This window comes from Caulobacter sp. 73W, assembly GCF_041021955.1.
In the GTDB taxonomy this organism is placed as follows: domain Bacteria; phylum Pseudomonadota; class Alphaproteobacteria; order Caulobacterales; family Caulobacteraceae; genus Caulobacter.
Map to the genome: position 1 here is coordinate 2,572,843 of NZ_CP158375.1, position 25,036 is coordinate 2,597,878.

Consider the following 25,036-nt stretch of genomic DNA (forward strand, 5'->3'; position numbering starts at 1 on the left):
AGGTTAACAAAGTGTTGACAGTCAAGTTTGCCCCAAGCAAGCGTTCACGCCGTAGTGGCGTATCGGCGTTATTTTGCGCTGCGGCGCCGTGGTGTGATTGCTTGGTTGGGGACGGCGTCCCTCGTGCGACGCGGCTTTCCTAAAAAACCTACGACGCAGGGAAGCGGATCCCGGATGCGTTGTTGGGCCTGGCGATTGCAACCGGAATGCAAACGACAGGGGTAGGGGCCCACAATGGCACAGGTTGAAATTTCCACCGCGTCTGATCTCCAGGCGCTGTTCGCCGGCACGTACAATCCCGGAACGGGCGTCGTCACGTTGCAGCACAATGACGTCATCAAGCTCGCCGCCGGCACGTACGCGGTGAACATCACGGTGAACAAGGGCGTCAGAATTCTCGGACCCAATGAAGGCGTAAGCGGCTCAGGCGACCGTGCCGCCGAAGCCGTCATCACCGGCCAGTGGATAATCAATAGCCCCTCAGAGGGTGTGACGATCGACGGCGTTAAGTTCCTGAACGATCAAATGATCGCCGCTTCCGCCAAGACGTCGCTCTCCATAACCGGACATGCCGCCGAGGGGCATGTCATCACGAACACGGTCTTTGAGCGGTTGCCATCGGAGCCTGCGGCGAACCCGACCGCATTTGTCTCTCCGGTCACCAACAACTTCGCAATCAACATCGGCGGCAACGGCGCATCGGCGCCCGGTGCGGCGGTGACGATCGAAGACAATCTGTTCACGGGCGGAAACGCCGCTCGTCAGTACGCCAACGACGTCTGGGCGACGGCGATCTGGGCGGACGGCCGGAACATCGTCACGACGATCAGCGGCAACGAATTCGAGAACAGCCGTGCCGCCATCAACACGGTGAACTTCGACAGCAACGTCCACATCACCGACAACACGTTCCATCACCTCGGAACCGGCATCAGCTTCGGCTCGAACACCACTGGATCGCTCTCGACGATCACCGGCAACACGTTCTCAAGCGCCATCGACACCGAACTGAATCTGAAGAACCTCACCGGTGCGATTGATGTCCAATCTCTGATCACCGAGAACACCTTCTCCCCTGCGGCCCAGCCAATGTGGATCGAGACGGGTGCGGGAGCGGACACGCTGCTGGCTACGAGCGGCGCGGATACCTTCGTCACCTACAAGGAAGGCAGCGCCGACACCGCCATCGACAAGGTGATCTACACCGACACGGTCACCGGTCTGACCAAGATCGTCGGCGGTTGGGAGGTCACCAGCAGCGACACCTCCACGACTGACACGCTGAAGGGCGTCGACATCATTGATGACGCCGGGTCGGGCCGCATCCTTCTGGTCGGCACGGGGGGAACGGCAGGCTCCGGTGGCTTCGCCACGATCAACGCCGCCCTTGCTGTGGCGCAGGCAGGCGACACCATCCGCATTGCAGCCGGGACCTACGCCGAGAGCGTCGTCATCGACAAGGCTGATCTGACCATCGTCGGCGACGGCGACGCCACCGTCATCCAAGGGACGGGTGCGGCAAGTTCCAAGGGCATCGAGATCAAGGTGTCCGGCGTCACCCTTCAGGACATCAAGCTCTCGAACTTCCACTACAACGTTCGTGTCACCGAAGACGCGAATGATCTCGTCATCGACGACGTCACCTTCTCGGGCGGCAAGATTGGTGTCGGGAAATCGACCACGACGGACATCAACGGCCTGCTGATCAAGAACAGCACGTTCGAGAACTTGACGATCGGTGTGGAGATGCCGACCGCGAAACTTGGAGGCCGCCTCACCGACTTTGACGTGCTGGACAGCGCCTTCAGCAACATCAGCTACAAGGGCATCTACGTAGAGACCTTGTCGGGCGGGCTTCTCGAAGGCCTGACGATGGAGAATGTCGGCCAGTATGGCGGCGAGGCAGGTGATTCCCAGGACGGGATGCACGGCGCCGGCATCGACATCAACCTGAAGTACGGCGCCTACAGCGACATCACGATCCGCGACTTCGACTTCACCGACGTCGGTCTGTCGAACAAGAACGGGGCCGGCGTACCCCATGCCAACGGCGGCGCCATCACGGTGAAAGTCCGTGACGACGCGCCCAATTACGACGCTACGGACGCCGCGACCTTCACGGGCGTTGTCGTGATTGAGGATGGCGCGATCAACGGCACGTCGACGGGCATTCGCGCCGGTGAAGCAGGGAAGACGACCGGCGGCCCGGCCGTCGAGATCAACAACGTCTACATCACGGACTATGCAACGACGAACACTCATGGCGCGGTCGCGAACGCCACGACATCGACCATGAAGGTGGATGTCGTGTTCGCGGATATTGGCGCGGGAGGCGGCTACATCGACGACGGAGTCGCCGACATCATCACGGTGGGCGCGGATGGCGATTACGCCACGATCCAGGAGGCCATCGATCACGCTCACGACGGCGACATGATCGAGGTGGCGGCTGGGGTCTACAATGAGAAGATCATCGTCGATGTGGACAACCTGACCATCGTCGGAGCGCCCGGCGCGGTCATCAAGGGCGGGTTCAGCACCGACAATCCAGGCATCACCGGCAAGCTGTCGGACTGGATCGGCCCGCAGACGTCCTACAACGCCAGTTCCGGCGCCGGTGTGACGGTCCAGGCCGACGGCTTCACGCTTCGGAGCATCAAGATCGACGACTTCTATCAGGGCGTCCGCTTCGACACGGATGTCGAGGATGTCGCCCTGACCGAGGTCAACATCGAGAACTCGCTGTTCGGTCTGCACAAGACCACCACGGCGGATATCGACGGCTTGGTCATCACCGGCGGCTCCATCGTCGATGGCTATCAGGGCACGGACTTCGCCAAGAGCACGACCAGCCTGACCGACGGTCAACTGAAGAACGTGACCATCAGCGGCACGCGATTCGAGGACCTGAGCGCCAAGGGGATCTATGCCGAGGCTCTGGCGGAAGCCCTGATCACCGGGATCACCATGATCAATGTCGGGGTGTACGGGCGTGGTGATTCCTTCGGCGATATCGGCCAGCATGGCGCCGGCATCGACATCAACCTAAAGAGCGGCGCCTACAGCGGCATCACCATCCAGAACTTCACGTTCACGGATGTGGGTACGTCGAATGGCGCGGGGGCGTCGCACAACAACGCCGGGGCCATCACCATCAAGGCCCGTGATGACGCGCCGAGCTACGATACCAACAAGGCCACCTTCGCCGGGGCGGTGATGATCCGCAACGGCACGATCGACGGCACCTCCACCGGCGTTCGCGTCGGGGAGGAAGGCAAGACTGTGGGCGGGCCGGAAGTCGATGTCTTCAATGTCCGCGTGACCGACTATGTGAACAACGGCGACCACGGCGCCTTCATCAACGACACCACCAAGGTGATGGACGTCACCTTCACCGCCGCTGGCTATGTCTTTCAGGAAGGGCCGGACAGCGGGGCCATCAACTACGTCCCCTTCGTCGTCACGGCGGACCCGGATGAGGAAGAGGAGGAGCCGACCACGCCGCCGCCGCCCAGCCCAGGCCAGGGCCCCGGCACGACGCCGGACGAAGTGATCGACAACGGCTTTGGCGTCGTAACGGGCGTTGATCCGACCTCCGACAAGGCGACTCAGCCGACCATAACCCTGCCGAGTGGCCAGGAAGTTCCCAACCCGGTCTATGAAGAGGCCAGGCAGCTCGCCGACATCGCGGCGCAGTTCAAGGCGGGGCTGATCTCGGAAACCACGGTCATCGACAAGATGGTCGAGTTCGCCGCTGATACGACAGCCGTCGCCTTGCAGGCCTATCAGTTCTTCACCGGGGCCACGCCGACCCAGGAGGGCGTCGCCTACTTGGTCAACAGCGACGACAACGACAACGATCTTACCGATCCCTACTACGCCACCTTCAGCCCCGATAACCGCTACATCAATTTCGCGGTCAGCCTGGGCACGGGGGGACAAGGGTCGCAGGCGTTCGCCCAAGAGTACGGCGCGCTGTCGTTCGAGGACTGCATCAAGTCCGCCTACGACAAGATCATCGGTGTGGATGAAGCCCGGGCGGCCGGCGTCGATGTGAACGCCGCCATCGCCTATGTCATGGGGCAACTGGCCTACTTCACCGCCCTGGGCGGAAGCGCCATCGGCGCCAAGGCGGCCATGGTCGGCTACCTGATGTACGCGGGCATGCAGGCCAAGATCGGCATCTACTACGAAGGCACCCGCGGGTTCCTGACCAACGCCTTCCATGGTGACGCCGAATACAACGTGGACCTGACGGGTGGTTCGTCGGGCCTCACCTCCGCCCACCTGGACTTCGGTCTGGCGTGATCTGGATCAGCCGGCGAGGCGGCTCACCGCCTCGTCGGTCTCCAGACCTTCGATCTCAAGCTGCTTGAGGCGGGCGGTCTGGCCCGACGCGATGGTCACGGCCGACTTGGGCACGCCCAAGGCCTTGGCCAGCAGGATGAGCAGCGCGGCGTTGGCCTTGCCGTCCTCGGGCGGAGCGCTGACGCGCGCCTTCAGATAGGGGCGTCCCTCGCCGTCCCTGTCCCAGCCGTCGATGCGGTCGCGCCCGCCGCGAGGCGTCAGGCGGACCGCGATCCGGGCGGCCATGCCTAGCCGAGGGCTCCGACGATGATCGGCGCCAGGGTGCGGTTGAAGATGATCTGCACGAACTGGAGCAGCAGCCAGGCCACGATCGGACTGATGTCGATGCCGCCCAGGGTCGGCAGGACACGCTGCAGCGGGCTCAGGATCGGATCGGTGATCCGCTCCAGCATGGTCAGCACCTGGTACACGAAGCGGTTGCGCGTGTTGATGATGTCGAACGCCACCAGCCAGCTGACGATTGCGCGGGCGAAGATCAGGAAGATCAACAGGCTGATGATGGTGTTCACCAGCCAAACGATGGCGTAGCCCATGGGGCCTCCAGACAAATCCAAGGCCTGGGTTGTATCCGCCCGGGGACGGCTGCGGCAACCCTTGACAGGGATCGGGCCGCCGCCGTATGTGCGCCTTCCTGCCTTGGCAGGGGGCCGTAGCTCAGTTGGTAGAGCGCGTCGTTCGCAATGACGAGGTCAGGGGTTCGACTCCCCTCGGCTCCACCAGAAAGGCCCCGTCGCAAAACGACGGGGCCTTTTCCAGTTCCGGACAAGTTCTAGCCTGTCCCGCAGGGCAGCCCGAACGTCAGAAGTCGTTGGCGGGCGTGCGGATGGCCGGGGCGGAGTCCTCGCCGTCATCCTCACGCGGGGCGCGGGTGAACAGGAAGAGGCTCAGGGCGCTCATGGCGAGCATGCCGAGCCGCAGGGGCATCTCGGCCTGAGGAGACATCCAGGCGAACAGCGAGGCGGCGAGGCAGAAGAGGGCGGACAGGAGCCACAGGGGCGAGGCGGTGTTGTTCATGGCGGTCGTCGATCAATAGGTTCTGGCGCAGCTACGAGGGCCGCACCGCGGTGGATGCTTTTTCTTTCTGAGGAACGGCGTTCTCGCCGTAGAGGCGCTGGGCCTCAAGTTTTGCTTTGGTAGTCCCAAACCCATCACGCCGCTGCTGCACGGGCGTGCAGCTGGGTGCAGCGGCGTGCGTCCTGATGTCGCCGGGCGCATCGTCTTAACGCTTCCCCCAAATCTTCGGCGCACCATGGGTCCATGGGCCCGTCCGCGCCGACATCTTCGACCCGTTCGCGGCCGCCCGTTCCGGCGGTCGCCTGGACGCTCGCGGCCCTGCTGGCTTCGGCCCTGTGCACCGCCGGCAGCCTGAACTTCGCGCGGGAGGCGGGCCACTTCGCCGCCATCTGGCCGGCCAACGCCGTCGTCCTGACCCTGATGCTGCGCGCGCCCAAGCCGGCACGCCTCTGGATGATCGTCTCCGGCTATCTGGGGATGGTGGCGGCGGCCAGCGCCCACGTCGTCTGGGCCACGCCGCAGGCCATGACGCTCTACAGCGCCAACGCCGTGGAGCTCCTCATCTGTCTTCTGGTCCTGCAGCGGATGACGCCGCGTGGGCTGGACTTCACCCGGGCGCGGGACCTGATGGTCTTCGGCGCGCTGACGGTCATCGGCCCCGCGGTGTCGGCCAGCCTGTCGGAGGCGGTCATCACCGCGCTTGGCCTGCCGGCTCCGCCCTGGAGCTGGACCGTCTGGTTCGTGCGCAACATGCTGGGTCTGCTGGTGGTGACGCCGGCCCTTCTGATGGTCTCGCCGCGACGCCTGCGCAGCAGGCGGCTGCGGGGATGGCGGGCAGGCGACCTGCTGATGGGCGGGTTTCTGCTGGCGGTGATGGCCGCGGTGTTCACCCAGTCGCGTTATCCGCTGCTGTTCCTGATTCCCCCGGCCCTGGTGCTGGTGACCTTCCGCAACGGTGCGTTCGGCGGAGCCCTCGGCCTGCTGGCGGCGGCGGTGATCTCGGTCGGAGCGACCGTGGCCGGGTCCGGGCCGATCATGCTGATCCCCGCATCCCTGACCGTGCGGGTGCTGGTCCTGCAAGGCTTCCTGCTGGCGATGGCCGCGTCGACCCTGCCGGTGGCCGCCGCCCTGGCCCGGCAAAGGCGCCTGATGGTCTCGCTGAAGAAGGCCCGCCGCCGCGCGGATCGCCACCGCCGCGAGGCCGAGGCCAGCGAACGCCGTTATCGCCTGATGGCCGACAGCGCCACCGACATGATCATCCGCTATACGCCGAACGGGCGGATGCTGTTCGTGTCTCCCGCCAGCGTGCAGGTCCAGGGCTACAGCCCGCAGGAGCTGGTCGGCCGCTTCATGCAGGACTTCATCCACCCCGAGGACATGCCGCGGCTGATCACCAACGCGCGCCGTCTGATGAACGACGTGGCGGCCGAGCGCACGCCGATCGAATTCCGCTCCCGCATGCCGGACGGGGAGTGGCACTGGTTCGAGACCAATCCTTCCGTCCGCCGCGATGAGGCGGGTACGCCGATCGAGTTCATCGACGTCATGCGCAACATCACCGCCCGCAAGGAAGCCGAGGCCGAGCTGGCCGCCGCTCGCGTCGCGGCCGGGCAGGCGGCGGTGGCCAAGGCTGACTTCCTGGGCACCATGAACCACGAGCTGCGCACGCCGCTGACCTCGATCCTGGGCTTCTCCGACCTGCTGGTGGAGAGCGAGGCCATGCCGGCGGCCGAGCGTCGCTACGCACAGTGCGTGCGGCAGGCGGCGGGCAATCTGTTCGAGCTGATCAACGACGTACTCGACTTCTCGCGGATCGATTCCGGATCGTTGCGGCTGGACCCGCAGGCGACCGACCTGCCGGAGTTGCTGAGCGCCGCCCTCGAGGACGTGCGAAGCGCGGCCGAGGCGCGCGATCTGGACCTGCGCCTGGAGATCGATCCGGCCCTGCCGAGCGTCGTGACCGTGGATCCCGCGCGGCTGCGCCAGATCGTGCTGAACTTCCTGACCAATGCCGTGAAGTTCACCGAGGCGGGCTCTGTCCGTCTTCACGCCGTCACGGCCGAAGGAAGCCGTCTGCGGGTGGAGGTGATCGACACCGGGCCGGGCGTTCCGGAGGATCGTCGGGCGGCTCTGTTTGAACGCTTCAGCCAGGTCGACAACTCGTCCAGCCGTGTGCACGGCGGCGCGGGGTTGGGCTTGGCGATTTGTCGGGGCCTGGCTCTGGCGATGGGCGGCGAGGCTGGGTATTCACCCGCTCCCGGCGGCGGTTCGATCTTCTGGTGCGAGGTCGCCGCGCCGGCGGCTCAGATGGTTACGGAGGCGACGGCATGACCGCTTCTTTGAACGAAAAGGCGCGAGGCAAGCAGATCGTCCTGGTGGAGGACGACGCCCTGATCGCCGAATGGGTCCAGGTGCGCCTGAAGGCCGCCGGCTATGAGGTCGACTGGCTGCAGAACGGCCAGACGGGCCTCAGCCGCATCAAGCGCTCACCGCCGGATCTGGTGCTGCTGGATATCTCGATGCCGATGATGGACGGCTTCGCCGTGCTGCGCGAGCTGCGCTACGATCCGAAGACCAAGACCGTGCCGGTGCTGATGATGACCGCCCAGAACACCAAGGCGGACGTGGAGCGGGCCGGCGCCCTGCGCGCCAACGGCTACATCACCAAGCCGTTCATCGCCCAGGACCTGATCGCCCGGGTCGGCAAGCTGATTGGAGCTCAGGAAGCCAGAAGCGCCCAGGGCGGCGTGTCGCCCCGGGACGTCTCTTCGGATCCGATCATTCTCTAGGGCCAGGCCCTAGAACTCTTCCCACTCGTCGGCCGCCAGCTGGGTGGTCGGCTTCATAGCCGGGACGGCGCGCGCGCCGGGGCGCTGGGAGGGGGCGACTGCGGCCTTGCGGGGCGCGGGCTCGCGGTTGGCGTTGGCCGCCGCGACTTCGCCGACCTTGAAGCGCGCGACCATGCGCGCCAGCTCCGAGGATTCGCCTTTCAGGGCGTGGGTGGCGGCGGTGGCTTCCTCGACCATGGCGGCGTTCTGCTGGACGACGCTGTCCATCTGATTGACCGCGACGTTCACTTCGCCGAGCCCGGTGGATTGTTCCTGGGCAGAGGCGGCGATGTCGGCGACCAGGGCGTCGATCTCCGCCACCTGGGCGACGATCTGCTCCAGCGCCTGACCCGTCTGACCGACCAGGTCCACGCCGGAGCCGACCTGGTCGGTGGACGTGTTGATCAGCGACTTGATCTCCTTGGCCGCTTCGGCCGAGCGCTGGGCCAGGGCCCGCACTTCGGAGGCGACGACGGCGAAGCCCTTGCCGGCTTCCCCGGCCCGCGCGGCTTCGACACCGGCGTTCAAGGCCAGCAGGTTGGTCTGGAAAGCGATCTCGTCGATCACCCCGATGATGTTGCCGATCTCGCGCGAGGAGCTTTCGATCTGGCCCATGGCGGTGACGGCCTGGCGGACGACCGCGCCGGAGCGTTCGGCGCCGTCGCGGGCTGAGGTGACCAGCAAGGTGGCTTCCTTGGCGCCGACGGCGGTCTTCTTGACCGTCGCGGTGATCTCGTCGAGGGCGGCGGCGGTCTCTTCCAGCGAGGCGGCCTGCTGCTCGGTGCGGCGGGACAGCTGGTCGGAGGCGCTGGCGATTTCATCGGCGCTGAAGCTGACGCCGCTGGAGGCGCCGGCGATCACTGCCATCGTCTCCTGCAGCTTGGTCATGGCCAGGTTGAAGTCTTCCTTCAGCTTGGCGTAGCGGCCGGCGAACTCGGCGTCGATGCGCCAGGTCAGGTCGCCGTCAGCCAAGCGCGACAGGCAGTCGGCCAAGGTGTCGACCACCATGGCCTGGATCGCCTCGTTGCGGCGGCGCTCTTCCTCGGCGGCGCTTTCCAGACGCTCGGCTTCAAGACGAGCGGCTTCGGCCTCGGCCTGCAGGCGTATCTTGGCCAGGGCGTTGTCCTTGAAGGTCTGGACGGCGGCGGCCATCTGGCCGACCTCGTCCTGGCGGCCGATGGCCGGCACGTCGACCGAATTGTCGCCCGAGGCCAGGCGGCGCATGGCGCCGGTCATGGCGGTCACCGGGACGGCGATGGAGCGGCGCAGCAGCAGCCCGGCGCCGATGGCGGTCAGGACGACCAGGGCGACGCCGACCATCACCACCATCTTGGTCCAGAAGGCGATGGAGGCCTGGCTCTCGGCCTCGGCCTTCATGGCGGCTTCGGCGGCGGCCTGGATCTCGTCGGCGGTGTCTTCAACGGGGGTGATCAGCTTGTCGGCGATGCCGTCATTGTTGACCATGGCCGCGCCCTGGGCGCGCGTCGCGGGATCCGCCGCCAGTTGAATGGCCGGGTTGATGGCGCCGTCGGTCCAAGCCTGGAAGCTGGTGCGCAGGCTGGCGACGCGAGCCAGGCCCTTTGGGTCGCCGGCGAACAGCTTTTCCAGCTCCGCCACATGCGCCTCGTAGGCGGGGCGGTGCGAGTCCACCAGGCGGCCGCGATAGTAATCGTCACCAGACAGCAGCAGGCCGCGCAGGGAGTTTTCCTGGCGGGACAGGCGATAGCGCACCCCTTCGATGGCGCCGACCACCTTGTGGGCCTGCTCTGTCCGGCGGATCGAGGCGTCCAGACGTTCGTTGCTGATGAAGATCGCCGCGCCCATGGCGACGATCACGGCGATGGTCACGCTGAAAATGACCATCAGCTTGGCCGGAATACGCAGGTCGTTGAACGTCATGGCAGGTCCCCTAGCCCTTTTCAGGTCTGGGGTTTCCGCATTTACGACCAGCGATATAGCGCCGTTCGAACACCCCAAGCCTAGAGCATTCGATGCCCGCGATATGTTTAACGAGTCTTAATGCTCAGGGTTTTGGCGGCGCGTCGGATTGTCGCTATGCGCGGCTCAAAAGAGTTCGGCTCAATCCAACGTTTGTAAGACGCTCTGAACTCGATCCATTATTTGAATGGAGTTGATTAAAAGGCGTCTTTGTTTGGATTGATTGTTCGCTCCTGGGTTGTCTCTCGCGTCATCGCAATTCCAACACTTGGGACTCCGGCTTGATCGTCATCAAGAAGGTTGCCGGTTTCCCTTGCCGCACAAGGAAAACGCCCGGCTTGTCGCGGATGTCGCCCGTATAGTTCTGGGCGTCCGCGAAGCCGCTCCAGGGCTCAATGCAGATGTAGTCGGCCCCCGGCTTGGTCCAGACGCCAAGATGCGGACAATCGGGGAAGGTGACTTCCACCCCAGGGCGGCCGGGAGCGCCATAGACCAGGCGGCGGCTGCCCAGCTGATCGAAGATTACCGCATCGTTGGTGAACAGCTCTTCGCGCAGGGCCATGTCGCGGCCCTCGACCGGCGTCGGGAGGCCTTCGGGACGAACCAGGCCGTCGTCGCCCACCCGCCGGATCGGGGCCGGCTGGGGCGCTTCGAAGCGCAGCAGGTGATCGAGCTTGTCGCCGCCATAGGGAAGGGGCCAACGCAGCGCCGGGTGAAAACCGAAGCTGGCTGGCATCTCGCCGTCGCCCAGATTGCGGATCGTGACAGTGTTGGCCAACTGGCCGTCCTCGATGGCGAAGGCGACGTCGAGCTGGAACACGAAGGGATAGACCGCCCGCGTCTGCTCGTCGGCCTCCAGCCGCAGGACCACGCGGTCCTCCGCCTGCTCGACGACGGCGAACGGCTTCGTCCGGGCGAAGCCGTGCTTGGGCATGGCGTAGGTCTGGCCGCCCAGTCGATAGACGCCGCCGTTTAGCCCGCCGACCACGGGGAACAGCAGCGGCGCGCGGCCGGTCCACCAGGCCGGGTCGCCATCCCACAGCAGCTCCCGCCCTTCGTGGTCGGTGAGGCGGGACAGCTCGGCGCCGAACGGGTTGATCTGTGCGGACAGGCCGTCGCTTTCGATCCGGATCCAGGCGTCGCTCATCAGTGGGCTTCGTCCCAGTTCGCGGCGGCGCGCGCTTCGACGATCAGCGGCACGGTCAAGGACACGGCCGGCTCGGCGGCGCGCTCCATCACCGACTTGACCAGGGCGCAGGTCGCCTCGGCCTCGGCCTCCGGCGCCTCGAAGACCAGTTCGTCGTGCACCTGCAGCAGCATGCGGGCCTTGAGGCCAGCCTCGGCGAGGGCGGCGGGCATGCGGACCATGGCGCGGCGGATCACGTCGGCGGCCGAACCCTGGATCGGGGCGTTGATGGCCGCCCGCTCGGCGAACTGCCGCTGAGCGACCGACTTGCCGCCGATCTCCGGGATGTTGACCTTGCGGCCGAAGATCGTGCTGACGAAGCCCTGCTCGCGGACCTGGGCCTTGGTGCGGTCCATATAGGCCCCGATGCCCGGGAAGCGTTCGAAGTAGGTCTTGATGTAGGCCCCGGCCTCGCCCTGGGGGATGCCCAGCTGGTTGGCCAGGCCAAAGGCGCTGATGCCGTAGACGATGCCGAAGTTGATGGCCTTGGCCTGGCGGCGGATCATCGGATCCATGCCCTCGATGGGCACGCCGAACATTTCGGAGGCTGTGGAGGCGTGAATGTCCAGGCCCTCGGCGAAGGCCCGCTTCAGCTGCGGGATGTCGCCGATGTGGGCCAGCAGGCGAAGTTCGATCTGGCTGTAGTCGGCGCTGATCAGCACATGGCCCGGCTCGGCGATGAAGGCCTTGCGGATCTTGCGGCCTTCCTCGGTGCGGACCGGGATGTTCTGCAGGTTCGGGTCATTGGACGACAGGCGGCCCGTGGTGGTCGAGGCCATGGCGAAGGAAGTGTGCACCCGCCCGGTCGACGGCGCGATCGCCGCGATCAGGTTGTCGGTATAGGTGCCCTTCAGCTTCGACAGCTGGCGCCAGTCCAGCAGGACGCGCGGCAGCTCGTTCCCCTCGGCGGCCAGGCTCTCCAGCACGTCGCTGTCGGTGGACCACTGGCCCGTGGCGGTCTTCTTGCCGCCGGTCAGCTGCATCTCGCCGAACAGGATGTCGCCGATCTGCTTGGGGCTGCCCAGGTTGAACGGACGGCCGACGATCTCCTGGGCGCGGGCCTCGTACTCGGCCATGCGCATGGAGAAGTCGTTGGACAGTTTGCGCAGCGCCTCGGGATCGACCTTGATCCCGTGGTTCTCCATACGCGCCAGCACCGGCGGCAGGCCGCGCTCCAGCGTCTCATAGACGGTCAGCAGGCCCTCGCGCGCCAGGCGCGGCTTCAGGCGGTTGTAGAGGCGCAGGGTGACGTCGGCGTCCTCGGCCGCGTAGCGCGTGGCGGGCTTCAGCTCCACATGCTTGAAGCTGATCTCGCTCTTGCCCGTGCCGGCGACCTGCTTGAATGGGATCGGGCTGTGGCCCAGGTGCAGGCGCGACAGCTCGTCCATGCCGTGGCCGTGCAGGCCGGCCTCCAGCACGTACGAGATCAGCATGGTGTCCTCGATCGGGGACACGTCCACGCCATGCCGCGCCAGGACGGCGATGTCGTACTTGGCGTTCTGGGCGATCTTCAGGACCGCCGGATCCTCCAGCAGCGGCTTCAGGCGGTCGATGACCTCCTGCAGCGGGATCTGCTCCAGGTCGGCGGCGGCCTCGAGGGCCAGGCCTTCCTTTTCGCAGTGGCCCACGGGGATGTAGGCCGCCTCGCCGGGCGCGATGGCCAGGGAGACGCCGCAAAGGCCGGCGGTGGCCGACGATAGGGCGTCGGTCTCGGTGTCGAAGGCGACGATGCCCGCGGCGCGCGACTTGGCGATCCAGGCGTCCAGAGCGGCCAGGTCGCGGATGCAGACATAGGCGTCGTGGTCGATTGTGGACTCGGGCGGCGCCTCAACCGGCGCCTTGGCCGCGGCCGGCGCGCCAATCCCCGGCAGGGGCGTGCCCGCCCCGCCCTTGCCGATGCGCGTGGCCAGGGTGCGGAAGCCCATGTCTTCGAGGAACGCGCCCAACACGTCCTTGTCCGGCTCGCGCAGGACCAGATCGTCCAGGGGCTCGGGCAGGGGGGTGTCGCAGTCGAGTTTCACCAGGGCCCGCGACAGGCGGATCTGGTCAGCGAACGCGATCAGGGTCTCGCGGCGCTTCTGCTGCTTGATCTCGCCCGCGCGGGCCAGCAGCGTGTCGAGGTCGCCGTACTCGTTGATCAGGGCGCTGGCGGTCTTGATGCCGATGCCGGGGGCGCCGGGCACGTTGTCGACGCTGTCGCCGCACAGGGCCTGGACGTCCACCACCCGTTCCGGCGGGACGCCGAACTTCTCGATCACCTGTTCGCGGCCAAGGCGCACGTTCTTCATCGGATCGTACATCGACACGCTGTCGTCGATGAGTTGCATCAGGTCCTTGTCGGACGAGACGATGATCGCCTCGCCGCCGACGTTGCGGGCGGCGCAGCTATAGGCGGCGATCAGGTCGTCGGCCTCATAGCCGGCCAGCTCGATGCAAGGCACGCCGAAGGCGCGGGTCGCCTCGCGCACCAGGGCGAACTGCGGAACCAGGTCCTCGGGCGGCGGCGGGCGGTGCGCCTTGTACTGATCGTACAGGTCGTTTCGGAAGGTCTTCTCCGAATGGTCGAAGATCACCGCCAGATGGGTCGGAGCGTCGCCCTGCATGTCCCGCATCAGCTTGAACAGCATGTTGCAGAAGCCCGACACCGCGCCGACGGGCAGGCCGTCGCTCTTGCGGGTCAGGGGCGGCAGGGCGTGATAGGCGCGGAAAATGAAGGCCGAGCCGTCCACCAGGAACAGACGCACGGCGGGGCCGTCCTGGGTCAGCGGGCGGTCAGGAGCGGCGGCGGTCGGCTCGATCGTATCGGTCATGGCGCGGAAGATAGGCGCGCGAACGCTCCGGGTCAGCCCCGATCGACGACTGTCTTGCTCCTGTTGCGGAATAAGGGTTGTCTGCGAAAAATTCGTCCTGGGGTTGTTATGCTGCACACAATTCTTGCCGGACTTGTTTCGGCCTTGCTGGCTGCGGGAGCGGCCTGGTCCGCCGAGCCGGAGATTGCTGAACCCACCTGGCTTGCAAAGCCGTCCGGCAGGGATTTCGACAAGGCCTATCCCAAGCGCGCTCACGAAGAGAAGCTGAATGGTCAGGCGGTGTTGGATTGCGCCGTAATGCCGAACGGCGCGCTCACGGCCTGCACGGTGATCAGTGAAGACCCGGTGAACTACGACTTCGGGACCGCCGCTCTGGCGATTGCGCCCAAGTACCGTATGACCCCACAGGATGTCGCGCGATACGCCGGCACGAAGGTGCGCTTCGCGATAGCTTTCTTCGAGCCGGGTTTCGTCACCCGAACCGCCCGGGGCGAGGTGCGGCCGCCGGACTGGCGACGCAAGCCCAGCGCCGACGATCTGCGTGGCGTGTGGCCGGCGGCGGCGCTCAAGCGGGGAGTGGGTGGCAAGGCGACGATCTCGTGCCAGGTCAACACTGTCGGATTGCTTGAGCAGTGCAAGGTGGTGTCCGAGGAGCCCGCCGGTCTTGGCTTCGGCTCCGCCGCGCTCGCCTTGTCAGGCGCATTTGAAATGCAGCCCAAGACCGAAAATGGCAAGCCCGTCAAAGGGACGGCGAGGATTCCGATCGTATTCGGCGCTTCTGGCGGAGGCGGCGGAGGCGGCTGGGCCGTGGACGTCGGCAAGAGCTTCAAGATGCTTCAACGACCCTTATGGGACTCCGCCCCGACGGCCGCGGATGTGGCCGCGCTATGGCCGAGAGGGATTGGGACCGAGCTGGAGACCGCCCGCGTGACCCTGACCTGCTTCCCCAAAGCCGACGGGACTTTGCGGGGGTGCCGCGAAGTCCTGGTCTCTCCCGACAAGAGTGTGTTCAAGGATGCCGCGTACAAGCTTGTGCCGAAGTTCAAGCTGCGGCTGTCGGGACTTTCGCCTGATCTTCTGAAGGAGATCGGCGTGACCGTGCCGATACAATTCCTCAATCCTGCGATTTATACCGAGCCACGGGCGCTCAGTAATGCGCAATGGTCACGCTCCGCCGACTTCAGCCAGGTCCTGGCGGTATTCCCGGAGCAGGCTGTCGCCAAGGGCGTCAACAAGGGTCTCGGCGTCGCGCAATGCGTTGTTGCGGTTGGTGGCCGGCTTGTCGATTGCAAGCCGGTGCGCGCGGACCCCGCCGACCTGGGCTTCGCCGAGGCGGCCGTGGTGATCGCCAGTTCGATGCAGGTGAACGCCTGGGGCGAGGACGGTCTGGCGCCGGACGGCGCCACCGTTCGGCTGCCGATCCGCTTCAATCTGAGCGAACCAGCGCCGAAGGAAGGGTCCTGATCGTCAGAACTGCGTGATCGCGCTCAGGGCTAGGTAGCCGCTGTTCTCGCCGTTCTTGGGGGCGTTGGGCGCGTCCTGCAGGAAGCGACCCTTTGTCAGCAGCAGGGCGTTGGCTTCCAGGCGCAGGCGGTCCTTCACCGCCCAATAGCGGACGCGGCCTTCGATCTGGTGGCCGGCGAAATCGCCCGAGGCCCCGGTGGCGTCACGGACGCTGGTGGTCGTGAAGCTGTCGGTGTCCGAGGCCAGCCACATGGCGCGGTAGGAGGCGAAGGCGTCCAACCGCTTGTTCGGCGTCACCTCCAGGCGCACGCCCGGGGTGATGATGTTGGCGCGGCCGATGGCGGCGTAGATGCCCGAGGGGCCGAAGTCCGCGCGACGCATGCCCAACAGGGTGTCGAAGCGGCCATACTTGCCGCCCGGCTTGTCGCCGCTGGCATAGTCGAATTCCGCCGACAGGCGCGGCTTCCAGGCGGAGTTCTGCGTGTAGCCGACATCGGCGTGAACGAAGCCGGCCCGGACGTCCAGCGTCGGGTCGTTGGCGGCGACGCCGCGGCTGACCGTCCCGGTCTGGCCGATCGCTTCGACTTCATAGTCCCAGGCGGCCACGGCGGGATCGAGGATCACGCGCGCGCCGAAGGTGTCCAGGTTGCGGTCGCGGGTCGGCCCGTTGGGTCCATCGTGCTCTTCGAAGTGGAAGAACTCGCCCTCCAGCATCGCCTTGCCGATGGTCTTCGGACGAGAGGCCACGCCGCCCCAGACCACCAGGTCGTCGTTCTCGGTGTCGGGGTACTGGCGATTGTCGAGCAGGGATTCCATGTCGCCCGGGCGGCGGACCTGGGGCATCACATAGATCAAGGTGGTCTTTACCCCGGCCGGCGCCATGTCGACGCGCACGCCGGTATAGCCGTTGGTGGTGTTGCGGTAGTCGTCGGCCGCGACCAGGCGGCGCGAGCCGATGTTCAGCATGAAGCGGCCGGCCTGCAGGGTCACCGGGCCCAAGGCCTGGCCGTCCAGCTTCAGCGCCGCATAGGCCTGAACGAGTTCGGCGACGTTCACCTCATTGGTGCCGATGGGCGAGCGGCGGTCCGCGCCATAGACGCGGCTGTCGTACATTTCGGCGAACAAGGTCAGCGGCCCCTGACGACGCTCGGCGGCCAGGGTGGTACGGACACTCCAAAGGTCGTCCTGGGTGTTGAAATTGGGACGGACCTGGTCGTCGATGGTCTCGTAGCGGACGCGCAGAGTTCCGGAGAACTTCCACTGCGCTTCGGACTCCGCGGCGAAGGCCGCGCCGGTCGAAGCGAAGGCGAGGCAAGTCGTCGCCAGCGCCAGGCGTTTGAATTCTTTCATGGCAGGTCCCCCGAACCTGACCGCGACAGACAGGTCGCGGCGTTGTTTGGGGTTTTACGCAGACGGTTCCTAACGACCCTTAAGCCGCTGCCGGTCTGATCTTGAGGCGAATTGACGCGGCGCTAGTGGCCGCCGGCGCCTTCGTACACGCCCGGGGCCAGACGCTCATCCTCATGGCCGTCCGAACCATGGGCCAGGACGAAGCGGCGGTCGCAGTAGGGGCAGTCGATGTAACCCGCGGCGCCCATCTCCAGCCAGACGCGCGGATGGCCCAGCGCGCCGCCGACGCCGTCGCAGGCGATGCGGTGCGAGCGCACGTTCACCGTCTCCGGCGCCGGGCCCACGCCCAGGTCGGGAGCCGACATCGTCGCGGCGGTGTCGGGGATCGGCTTGGCCTTGCGCGCCATGGTCTGAGCTCTCTGTACGGCCCGCCTCGAAGAAAGTTTGGCGGGCGATTGGTCGATGCGGCCTTGGCTATGGGGCCGACGGGCCATACCTATGCGACGGGCCGCCGGGGCGTCAATTCGCCTTGCGACCGCAGATCCGTTCTCTCCAGACCGCCGCGGGCTTCATGGACCTTCCTGACTACGCCATCGAGGCCCAGGGCCTCTTCAAGACCTACGCGGCCACCAAGACCACGCCGGAGAAGCGGGCGCTCAACGGCATCGACCTGAAGATCCCCCGCGGTTCGATCTTCGGCCTGCTGGGACCCAACGGCGCCGGCAAGTCGACCTTCATCAACATCCTGGCCGGCCTGACCCGCAAGACCAGCGGCTCGGTGAAGATCTGGGGTCGCGATATCGACACCCATCCGCGCGACGCCCGCGCCGCCATCGGCGTGGTGCCGCAGGAGCTGGCCGCCGATGTCTTCTTCACGCCCAAGGAATCCCTGGACGTCCAGTCGGGCCTTTATGGCGTGCCCAAGAGCGAGCGCCGCACGGACGAGCTGCTGGCCGCCCTGGGCCTGTCCGACAAGGCCAACGCCTATGTCCGCCAGCTGTCTGGCGGCATGAAGCGCCGCCTGATGGTGGCCAAGGCCATGGTCCATCATCCGCCGGTTCTGGTGCTGGACGAGCCCACCGCCGGTGTCGACGTCGAGCTGCGCCGCCAGCTCTGGCAGTACGTGGTCGGCCTGAACCAGCAGGGTGTCACTATCGTCCTCACCACCCACTATCTGGAAGAGGCGCAGGAGCTCTGCGACCAGATCGCCATCGTCAATCGCGGCGAGGTGGTGGCCTGCGAGCCGACCTCGACCCTGTTGCGTCGCCTCGACACGCGCAATGTGGTGGTGACGCCGGAGGAGCCGGTGACGGTGGCCCCGGTCCTGCCAGGCTTCGAGACGAAGGTCCGCGCGGGCGGCGCCTTCGCCGTCAGCTACAAGACCGGCCAGTCCAGCGTGGAGCAGGTTCTGGCCGCCGTCCGCGGCGCCGGTCTGCACATCAAGGACATCGCTACCGAGGACCCGGATCTGGAGGACGTCTTCGTCTCCCTGACCTACGGCTCGGCCACGGCTGCCGATCCGGTCAAGGACTAGCGGGTCAGGCGGGCAAGGCGTTTGCGCGCATCCGCGCTTTCAGCTAGAACCCGCCTCCCGGAACGCACCCGTAGCTCAGCTGGATAGAGCGTTGCCCTCCGAAGGCAAAGGTCGCACGTTCGAATCGTGCCGGGTGCGCCAGGTTTCCTGAATTCTGAACTCGGCGCCGCCGCGCGGATGCGTTGGCGACCGATGCTATTCGGATCATCCCTCGCATCAATATCCGCATTGGACTCTCGCGTGCGTGTGCGCCGAGATCGCGTCCGCGCGCGCGAAGGGCTTTTCCTATGCGCGGTTTAGTGGTCTGATGATTTGTCAGTCCATTTAAGTGCCATTGGTCAGTCCAATGAAGCGGGCGACCCTTGGAGGCCGGGAGGAGGGCCAGAGCAGATGGACGATACGAGCCGACGTGCGTTGTTGATGGCCGCCGGGACCGCGGGTCTGGCGTCCCTGGCCGGGGGCGCCTTCGCCCAGCCGCCGACGCCCAAGCCCCTGCCGCCCACCGAGGAGGTGGCCGAGCCGGGCCTAGATCCGAACGAGAAACCCAAGCACACGATCCGCTTCGGCGTGATCGGCTGCGATCACAACCACATCTACAGCATGACCGCCGCCGTGAAGCGCGGCGGTGGACAGCTAGTGAAGTTCTATACGGCGGATCCCAAGCAGATCGCCGAGTTCCGCAAGCAGTTCGGCGACGTGCCGCTCGCCCGGAGTGAGGCGGAGATCATTGAGGACAACTCGATCCAGCTGGTGGTCGCCGCGCCTATCCCGGACCTGCGCACGCCGCTGGGTCTGAAGGTGATGGCGGCGGGGAAGGATTACCTGGCCGACAAGCCGGGCATCGTCACCCTGGAGCAACTGTCCCAGGTCCGCGCGGCGGTGAAGAAGACCGGCCGCAAATATGCGATCATGTATTCGGAGCGGTTGGAGGTGCCGTCGGCGGTCAAGGCCGGCGAACTGATCAAGGCCGGGGCCATCGGCAAGGTCATCCAGACCGTGAATTTGGCGCCCCATCGGGTGGGGATGGGCCGGGCCGACTGGTTCTGGGACAAGCGCCGCTACGGCGGCATCCTGACCGACATCGGCTCGCACCAGGCCGAGCAGTTCCTCTACTACACCGGCTCGACCAAGGCCCACGTCGTCGCTTCCCAGACAGGGAATTTGACGCATCCGGATCGGCCGCGGTTCGAGGATTTCGGGGATATGACGGTCACCGGGAACGGCGGCACGGGCTATCTGCGGGTCGACTGGTTCACGCCCAATGGGCTGGGCGTATGGGGCGACGGGCGGCTCTTCATCCTGGGGACCGAGGGCTACATCGAGCTGCGCAAGTACATCGATCCGATCGGCCGGCCGGGCAACAACCACATGCTGATCGTGGACCAGAAACGGGCCCGCTACATCGATTGCAGCAAGGTCGTCCTGCCGTTCGGGCGCCAGTTCGTCACCGACATCGTCGAGCGGACATCAGTCGCCCAAGACCAGGACCAGGCCCTGCTCGCCGCCGAACTCGTGCTTAAGGCGCAGAAGAACGCGACCCGGCCGATCACCACCTGACAACGGCGTCCACGACACGGAGATTTCGGTGACTGGAGAACAGCGACAACGGAGACTTCTGTTACAGGGCCTGGGCGCCGCGGCGCTCGGTTTTCCAGCCATCGTTCCGTCTACGGTGTTCGGCAAGAACGCCGCGTCCAACCGCATTAATGTCGGGGTGATCGGCGTCGGCCGCATCGCCCGCATCCACGACATGCCCGAGACCTGGAAGTACGACCACGCCCAGGTCATGGCGGTCTGCGATGTCGACTCCAAGCGCGTCGAGGCGGGCAAGGTCCTGGTCAACGAGACCTATTCCAAGAAGCTAGGCCGCCCCTGGAACGGGGCGCTCGGCTATGGCGACTATCGCGAGCTGCTGGCGTCCAAGGACATCGACGCGGTGATCATCGCCACGCCGGACCACCAGCACGCTATCCCCACCGTCCACGCGGTGCGGGCCGGTAAGGACGTCTATCTGCAGAAGCCCGCCGCCCTGACCATCGCCGAGGGGCGATACCTGTCCGACGCGGTGGCGGCCACCGACCGCATCGTCCAGATTGGCTCGCAGCAGCGCTCCCTGAACCCCTGGCCGCAGTTCCACCGGGCCTGCGAGCTGGTCCGCAACGGCCGGATCGGCGAGTTGAAGCATGTGGAGGTCGGGCTGCCGGGCGATCCGTCCGGCCCCGAGGCGCCGCAAATGCCGGTGCCGCCGAACCTGGACTACGACGCCTGGCTCGGCTCGACGCCGGAAGCCTATTACACCGAGATGCGGGTCCATCCGCAGACGTCGTTCGACCGTCCGGGCTGGCTGCGCTGCGAGCAGTTCGGAGCCGGCATGATCACCGGCTGGGGCGCGCACCACGTGGACACCGCCCACTGGGGCATGGACATGGAGCAATCCGGGCCGGTGGAGATCTGGGGCTCTGCCGAGTTTCCCAAGAGCGGCCTTTGGAACGTGCATGGCAAGTTCCTGACCCACGCCCGCTACGCCAACGGCGTGACCATGGACATCAGCGGCGACTTCCCCAACGGGGTGAAGTTCATCGGGACCAAGGGCTGGATCTTCGTCACGCGCGACGGCGGGGTCACGGCCAGCGACCCGGCGGCGGGCGCGGCCAAGGGCCTGACCGCCAGCGATCCGAAGATCCTGACCAGCGTCATCGGCTCGAACGAAGTGCGCCTCTATCGCAGCGAGGAGCAGCACGGGAACTGGCTGGACTCCATCCGCACCCGCAAGCCGCCGGCCGCGCCGGTGGAGATCGGACATCGCGCCTGCTCCGCCTGCCTGCTGCACCACGCGGCCATGAAGCTGAACCGGCCCCTGAAATGGGACCCCAAGGCCGAGCGCTTCATCGGCGACGACGAGGCGAACGCCCTGCTCAGCCGCCCGCAACGCAAGGGCCATAGCTTCTCGGAGGCCGCATGATCACGCACTTCAATATCAAGGGGCGCGACATCACCGTGGCGGTCATCGCCGCCGGCGTCAGCCTGGCCGCCGTGGCGGTCGCCCAGGCGCCCAATCCCGCGATCCTGGGCCCTGCCGTCTTCACCTGGGAGACGATGAAGCACGGGGGCACCGACGTCGGCGCCTACGCCCAGCTGACCCGGGCGCCGACCGCGACCCTGGACGAGCTGGAGATGCACGTGACCACCCTGCGTCCCGGGGCCAATTCCCACCCGCCGCACACTCATCCCAACGAGGAGCTGGTGATCATCAAGCAGGGGACGGTGGAGGTCCTGAATGGCGGCGAGTGGAAGCGCGTCGGCCCGGGCGGGGTGGTGTTCAACGCGTCCAACTCGCCCCATGCGCTGCGCAATGTGGGGGATGAGGCGGCGGTTTATCATGTGATCAACTGGAAGGTCGGGAAGTAGGGGCGTCAGAGGCCCTGTGTCCTTCGACGGGCTCAGGATGGCGAATTCAGCAGACGCACCCAGCATCGTCATGCTGAGCGCTCGCGCATCGGCCAGTCCAAGCACGCAACCACGCTCTAGGCGCAGCGAGCCCCGGCCGCTATAGCCCCCGCATCATCCTTCCGCCGCCGGAGCCCCGCCATGACCGCGATGACGCACAGCGACCTGAACCTGCCGCTGATCGCGCGGGGCAAGGTGCGGGACGTCTATGCGGTGGACGCCGACCGGCTGCTGCTGGTGGCGTCGGATCGGGTCAGCGCCTTCGACGTGGTCATGGCCGAGCCGGTGCCGTTCAAGGGCGTGGTCCTGACCCAGATCAGCGCCTGGTGGTTCGGTCAGCTGAAGGATGTGGTCGATCACCATCTGATCACCGCCGACGCCGACGAGATCATCGCCGCCGTCCCGGCCCTGGCCAGCCAGCGCGACCAGATCAACGGCCGCGCCATGCTGTGCAAGCGCACCTCGGTGGTGCCCTTCGAATGCGTGGTGCGCGGCTATATCTCCGGCTCCGCCTGGAAGGAGTATTCGGCCCAGGGCACCCTGGCCGGCGAGGCCCTGCCGGCCGGCCTGGTCGAGAGCGACCGCCTCGATCCGCCGATCTTCAGCCCCGCCACCAAGGCCGAGACCGGCCACGACGAGAACGTCACCATCGCCCAGATGGCCTCCGCCCTCGGCGTCGAGGAGACGGCGGAACTGGAGCGCCTGTCCCGCGCCGTCTATGGCCGGGTGCGCGACGTGGCCGCCGCGCGCGGCGTGATCATCGCAGACACCAAGTTCGAGTTCGGCAGGAACGCCGACGGCGAGATCATCCTGATCGACGAGGTGGCGACCCCGGACAGTTCGCGGTTCTGGCCGGCGGACGTCTACGCCCCCGGCGGCCCGCAGCCGAGCTTCGACAAGCAGCCCCTGCGCGACTACCTGGACGCTGAGCGCAAGGCCGGCCGCTGGGACGGCGAAGCCCCGGCCCCCGCCCTGCCGGAAGCGGTCATCCAGGCGATGAGCGCGCGCTATCTGGAGGCGTTCGAGCGGGTGACCGGGAAGCCGCTGGATACGGGGCGGTTTGGGTAACGGGTTAAAGAAATGGGGTAGTGGCTCAGTAAGCCTCTTACGGGAATACGCGATCCAATCAGGAGAGCTGACCCGCGGCCTTCGCCCGGCCCTCCAGTTGTGAAACAGGCTAAGTTAGTTGAGGCTGATCTCAGGAGCGCAGTGCTGCTGACCGACGGTGGGCTTGCCGACGCCTCACTCGCCTTCGCTAAATGGCCGGATGGCCGGTTGGAGGCGGCAGGTCCTTAGTCGTTGTCGAAAAGTCGTCAGCAGAACGCTTCTACGCACCCGCCATCCTTGTCCTCCCCTCAGTTCTTAAGCCGCCACCCCGTCCGGAACACCACGTAGATCACCGCCAGGCAAAGGGCCATGAAGCCCAAGGTGGCCATGAAGCTGATCTGGATGCCCACATCTGACACGCCGTAGAAGCTCCAGCGGAATCCGCTGACCAGATAGACGACGGGGTTGAACAGGGTGATGTTGCGCCAGACCTCGGGCAGCATGTTGATCGAGTAGAAGCTGCCGCCGAGGAAGGTCAGGGGCGTGACGATCAGCATGGGCACGATCTGCAGCTTCTCAAAGCCGTCGGCCCACAGGCCGATGATGAAGCCGAAGAGGCTGAAGGTCACCGCTGTCAGGACCAGGAAGCCGATCATCCAGAACGGGTGGGCGATCTCGAACGGCACGAACAGGCGGGCGGTGGCCAGAATGACCAAGCCCAGCATTATCGACTTGCTGGCCGCCGCGCCTACATAGCCGATTACCGTCTCGATCCACGAGACGGGGGCGGACAGCAGCTCGTAGATCGTACCGGCCCATTTGGGCATGTAGATGCCGAACGAGGCGTTGGAGATGCTTTCCGTCAGCAGGGACAGCATGATCAGGCCGGGCACGATAAAGGCGCCGTAGCTGATCCCGTCGATGGACTGCATGCGGCTGCCGATGGCCGAGCCGAAGACCACGAAGTAGAGCGAGGTGGAGATCACCGGCGACAGCAGGCTCTGGCCCAGGGTGCGGAACCAGCGCGCCATCTCGAAACGGTAGATGGCCTTGATGGCTTGGATGTTCATTGCTGGCCCCTCACCAGGCTGACAAAGATCTCCTCCAGGGAGCTTTCCTCGGTGCGCAGGTCCTTGAAGTCGATGCCGTGGCCGGCCAGGCGGCGAAGCAGGGCGGCGATGCCGGTGTCCTCGCCCTGGGCGTCGAAGGTGTACGTCAGGTCCAGGCCGTCCTCGGACAGAGACAGGTGGTGGTCGGCCAGGTCGGCGGGGATGGCGGCCAAGGGCGACTGCAGGTGCAGGGTCAGCTGTTTCTTGCCCAGCTTGCGCATCAGGACGTGCTTGTCCTCGACCAGAATGATCTCGCCCTTGCGGATCACTCCGATGCGGTCGGCCATCTCCTCGGCCTCCTCGATGTAGTGGGTGGTCAAGATGATGGTCACGCCGCTTTCGCGCAGGCCCCGCACCATTGCCCACATGTCCTGGCGCAGCTCCACGTCGACGCCGGCGGTGGGCTCGTCCAGGAATAGGATATCGGGCTCGTGGCTGAGGGCCTTGGCGATCATCACTCGGCGCTTCATGCCGCCGGACAAGGCCATGATCTTGCTGTCCTTCTTGTCCCACAGGGAGAGGTCGCGAAGGATCTTCTCGATTAGGGCGTCGTTGGCCGGTTTGCCGAACAGACCGCGGCTGAAGCGGACGGTGGCCCAGACGGTCTCGAAGGCGTCGGTGGTCAGCTCCTGCGGCACCAGGCCGATGGTCTTGCGGGCGGCGCGGTAGTCGCGCACCACGTCATGGCCGGCGGCGCGGATGGTCCCCTGGCTGGGGTTGACGATGCCGCAGATGGTGCTGATCAGCGTGGTCTTGCCGGCGCCGTTCGGCCCCAGCAGCGCGAAGATCTCGCCCTTGCGGATCTCAAGGTCGACGCCCTTCAGCGCAGAGTGTCCCGAGGCGTAGGTCTTCGACAAACCCGAAACGGAAATGATCGGTTCCAAACCGCCCCCTTTGATGCCAGCGCGCCCAGCGTGGCGGCAACATGGTGACGTCAGACG

Annotated in this window: 19 protein-coding genes and 2 tRNA genes; 11 read left to right on the forward strand and 10 right to left on the reverse strand. The window is 66.1% G+C overall.

The annotated features are described in order from the left end of the window. Window positions 1-234 precede the first annotated feature (234 nt). Window positions 235-4,308 (forward strand): hypothetical protein, encoded by a 4,074-nt coding sequence (locus ABOZ73_RS12045; protein ID WP_369058391.1) that lies wholly within the window; start codon window positions 235-237, stop codon window positions 4,306-4,308. Between the two features lie 6 nt (window positions 4,309-4,314). Here ABOZ73_RS12045 and ABOZ73_RS12050 read toward each other — a convergent pair whose 3' ends face one another. Continuing rightward, the gene (locus ABOZ73_RS12050; RefSeq protein WP_369058392.1) at window positions 4,315-4,593 is read right to left on the reverse strand and encodes a DUF167 family protein; all 279 of its coding nucleotides are present in this window, start codon (window positions 4,591-4,593) and stop codon (window positions 4,315-4,317) included. A gap of 2 nt (window positions 4,594-4,595) precedes the next feature. Continuing rightward, a complete protein-coding gene (locus ABOZ73_RS12055) occupies window positions 4,596-4,901 on the reverse strand; it encodes a YggT family protein (RefSeq protein WP_369058393.1) in 306 nt (101 codons plus the stop codon). Between the two features lie 110 nt (window positions 4,902-5,011). Between ABOZ73_RS12055 and ABOZ73_RS12060 the strand changes: the two genes are divergently transcribed. After that, a tRNA-Ala gene (locus ABOZ73_RS12060) sits at window positions 5,012-5,087 on the forward strand. 79 nt (window positions 5,088-5,166) lie between these two features. Here ABOZ73_RS12060 and ABOZ73_RS12065 read toward each other — a convergent pair. Then, window positions 5,167-5,382, reverse strand: a complete 216-nt coding sequence (locus ABOZ73_RS12065) for a hypothetical protein (RefSeq protein WP_369058394.1) — start codon at window positions 5,380-5,382, stop codon at window positions 5,167-5,169. Window positions 5,383-5,625: 243 nt separating this feature from the next. On the opposite strand from ABOZ73_RS12065, the gene ABOZ73_RS12070 reads away from it, so the two are divergent. Beyond that, on the forward strand, window positions 5,626-7,713 hold the full coding sequence (locus ABOZ73_RS12070) for an ATP-binding protein (protein ID WP_369058395.1): 2,088 nt from the start codon (window positions 5,626-5,628) through the stop codon (window positions 7,711-7,713). After that, complete coding sequence (locus tag ABOZ73_RS12075; RefSeq protein ID WP_369058396.1) at window positions 7,710-8,171, forward strand: response regulator transcription factor; 462 nt, start codon at window positions 7,710-7,712, stop codon at window positions 8,169-8,171. The genes ABOZ73_RS12070 and ABOZ73_RS12075 overlap by 4 nt, the downstream gene beginning before the upstream one ends. Before the next feature lie 9 nt (window positions 8,172-8,180). On the opposite strand, the gene ABOZ73_RS12080 is transcribed toward ABOZ73_RS12075, so the two are convergent. The 3 genes from ABOZ73_RS12080 to polA all read right to left on the reverse strand — a co-directional run bounded on the left by ABOZ73_RS12080 (window position 8,181) and on the right by polA (window position 14,144). Beyond that, window positions 8,181-10,109, reverse strand: coding sequence for a methyl-accepting chemotaxis protein (locus ABOZ73_RS12080; RefSeq protein WP_369058397.1), 1,929 nt, complete (start codon window positions 10,107-10,109; stop codon window positions 8,181-8,183). Window positions 10,110-10,398: 289 nt separating this feature from the next. Beyond that, complete coding sequence (locus ABOZ73_RS12085) at window positions 10,399-11,295, reverse strand: aldose 1-epimerase family protein (RefSeq protein ID WP_369058398.1); 897 nt, start codon at window positions 11,293-11,295, stop codon at window positions 10,399-10,401. Next, window positions 11,295-14,144: a DNA polymerase I gene (gene polA / locus ABOZ73_RS12090; protein ID WP_369058399.1), complete on the reverse strand. Its 2,850-nt coding sequence runs from the start codon at window positions 14,142-14,144 to the stop codon at window positions 11,295-11,297. Before polA ends, ABOZ73_RS12085 begins: the two co-directional genes overlap by 1 nt. 108 nt (window positions 14,145-14,252) lie before the next feature. On the opposite strand from polA, the gene ABOZ73_RS12095 reads away from it, so the two are divergent. Further along, window positions 14,253-15,608 carry a TonB family protein gene (locus ABOZ73_RS12095; RefSeq protein ID WP_369058400.1) on the forward strand — a complete coding sequence of 452 codons (1,356 nt, stop codon included), beginning with the start codon at window positions 14,253-14,255 and terminating at the stop codon, window positions 15,606-15,608. 3 nt (window positions 15,609-15,611) lie between these two features. On the opposite strand, the gene ABOZ73_RS12100 is transcribed toward ABOZ73_RS12095, so the two are convergent. Further along, complete coding sequence (locus ABOZ73_RS12100) at window positions 15,612-16,958, reverse strand: alginate export family protein (protein ID WP_369058401.1); 1,347 nt, start codon at window positions 16,956-16,958, stop codon at window positions 15,612-15,614. 122 nt (window positions 16,959-17,080) lie between these two features. Continuing rightward, window positions 17,081-17,323 carry a zinc-finger domain-containing protein gene (locus ABOZ73_RS12105; RefSeq protein WP_369062532.1) on the reverse strand — a complete coding sequence of 81 codons (243 nt, stop codon included), beginning with the start codon at window positions 17,321-17,323 and terminating at the stop codon, window positions 17,081-17,083. Between the two features lie 206 nt (window positions 17,324-17,529). Here ABOZ73_RS12105 and ABOZ73_RS12110 point away from each other — a divergent pair, with 206 nt between their 5' ends. From ABOZ73_RS12110 to ABOZ73_RS12135, 6 genes are all read left to right on the forward strand, one after another. Beyond that, on the forward strand, window positions 17,530-18,492 hold the full coding sequence (locus ABOZ73_RS12110) for an ABC transporter ATP-binding protein (RefSeq protein WP_369058402.1): 963 nt from the start codon (window positions 17,530-17,532) through the stop codon (window positions 18,490-18,492). Between the two features lie 64 nt (window positions 18,493-18,556). Beyond that, window positions 18,557-18,633, forward strand: a tRNA-Arg gene (locus tag ABOZ73_RS12115). A gap of 249 nt (window positions 18,634-18,882) precedes the next feature. Further along, the gene (locus tag ABOZ73_RS12120) at window positions 18,883-20,049 is read left to right on the forward strand and encodes a Gfo/Idh/MocA family protein (protein WP_369058403.1); all 1,167 of its coding nucleotides are present in this window, start codon (window positions 18,883-18,885) and stop codon (window positions 20,047-20,049) included. Between the two features lie 28 nt (window positions 20,050-20,077). Further along, window positions 20,078-21,454, forward strand: coding sequence for a Gfo/Idh/MocA family protein (locus ABOZ73_RS12125; protein ID WP_369058404.1), 1,377 nt, complete (start codon window positions 20,078-20,080; stop codon window positions 21,452-21,454). Next, window positions 21,451-21,900, forward strand: coding sequence for a dimethylsulfonioproprionate lyase family protein (locus ABOZ73_RS12130; protein WP_369058405.1), 450 nt, complete (start codon window positions 21,451-21,453; stop codon window positions 21,898-21,900). The genes ABOZ73_RS12125 and ABOZ73_RS12130 overlap by 4 nt, the downstream gene beginning before the upstream one ends. Before the next feature lie 180 nt (window positions 21,901-22,080). Beyond that, the gene (locus ABOZ73_RS12135; RefSeq protein ID WP_369058406.1) at window positions 22,081-23,007 is read left to right on the forward strand and encodes a phosphoribosylaminoimidazolesuccinocarboxamide synthase; all 927 of its coding nucleotides are present in this window, start codon (window positions 22,081-22,083) and stop codon (window positions 23,005-23,007) included. A 287-nt stretch (window positions 23,008-23,294) separates the two neighbouring features. Here ABOZ73_RS12135 and ABOZ73_RS12140 read toward each other — a convergent pair whose 3' ends face one another. After that, window positions 23,295-24,056 (reverse strand): ABC transporter permease, encoded by a 762-nt coding sequence (locus ABOZ73_RS12140; protein WP_369058407.1) that lies wholly within the window; start codon window positions 24,054-24,056, stop codon window positions 23,295-23,297. After that, window positions 24,053-24,994 (reverse strand): ABC transporter ATP-binding protein, encoded by a 942-nt coding sequence (locus tag ABOZ73_RS12145; RefSeq protein ID WP_369062533.1) that lies wholly within the window; start codon window positions 24,992-24,994, stop codon window positions 24,053-24,055. Before ABOZ73_RS12145 ends, ABOZ73_RS12140 begins: the two co-directional genes overlap by 4 nt. Between the last annotated feature and the right edge of the window lie 42 nt (window positions 24,995-25,036).

Coding starts and splice junctions, on each gene's coding strand:
- ABOZ73_RS12045 (WP_369058391.1), top strand. CDS start 235: ATGGCACAGGTTGAAATTTCCACCGCGTCTGATCTCCAGGCGCTGTTC.
- ABOZ73_RS12050 (WP_369058392.1), bottom strand. CDS start 4,593: ATGGCCGCCCGGATCGCGGTCCGCCTGACGCCTCGCGGCGGGCGCGAC.
- ABOZ73_RS12055 (WP_369058393.1), bottom strand. CDS start 4,901: ATGGGCTACGCCATCGTTTGGCTGGTGAACACCATCATCAGCCTGTTG.
- ABOZ73_RS12065 (WP_369058394.1), bottom strand. CDS start 5,382: ATGAACAACACCGCCTCGCCCCTGTGGCTCCTGTCCGCCCTCTTCTGC.
- ABOZ73_RS12070 (WP_369058395.1), top strand. CDS start 5,626: ATGGGCCCGTCCGCGCCGACATCTTCGACCCGTTCGCGGCCGCCCGTT.
- ABOZ73_RS12075 (WP_369058396.1), top strand. CDS start 7,710: ATGACCGCTTCTTTGAACGAAAAGGCGCGAGGCAAGCAGATCGTCCTG.
- ABOZ73_RS12080 (WP_369058397.1), bottom strand. CDS start 10,109: ATGACGTTCAACGACCTGCGTATTCCGGCCAAGCTGATGGTCATTTTC.
- ABOZ73_RS12085 (WP_369058398.1), bottom strand. CDS start 11,295: ATGAGCGACGCCTGGATCCGGATCGAAAGCGACGGCCTGTCCGCACAG.
- polA (WP_369058399.1), bottom strand. CDS start 14,144: ATGACCGATACGATCGAGCCGACCGCCGCCGCTCCTGACCGCCCGCTG.
- ABOZ73_RS12095 (WP_369058400.1), top strand. CDS start 14,253: ATGCTGCACACAATTCTTGCCGGACTTGTTTCGGCCTTGCTGGCTGCG.
- ABOZ73_RS12100 (WP_369058401.1), bottom strand. CDS start 16,958: ATGAAAGAATTCAAACGCCTGGCGCTGGCGACGACTTGCCTCGCCTTC.
- ABOZ73_RS12105 (WP_369062532.1), bottom strand. CDS start 17,323: ATGTCGGCTCCCGACCTGGGCGTGGGCCCGGCGCCGGAGACGGTGAAC.
- ABOZ73_RS12110 (WP_369058402.1), top strand. CDS start 17,530: ATGGACCTTCCTGACTACGCCATCGAGGCCCAGGGCCTCTTCAAGACC.
- ABOZ73_RS12120 (WP_369058403.1), top strand. CDS start 18,883: ATGGACGATACGAGCCGACGTGCGTTGTTGATGGCCGCCGGGACCGCG.
- ABOZ73_RS12130 (WP_369058405.1), top strand. CDS start 21,451: ATGATCACGCACTTCAATATCAAGGGGCGCGACATCACCGTGGCGGTC.
- ABOZ73_RS12135 (WP_369058406.1), top strand. CDS start 22,081: ATGACCGCGATGACGCACAGCGACCTGAACCTGCCGCTGATCGCGCGG.
- ABOZ73_RS12140 (WP_369058407.1), bottom strand. CDS start 24,056: ATGAACATCCAAGCCATCAAGGCCATCTACCGTTTCGAGATGGCGCGC.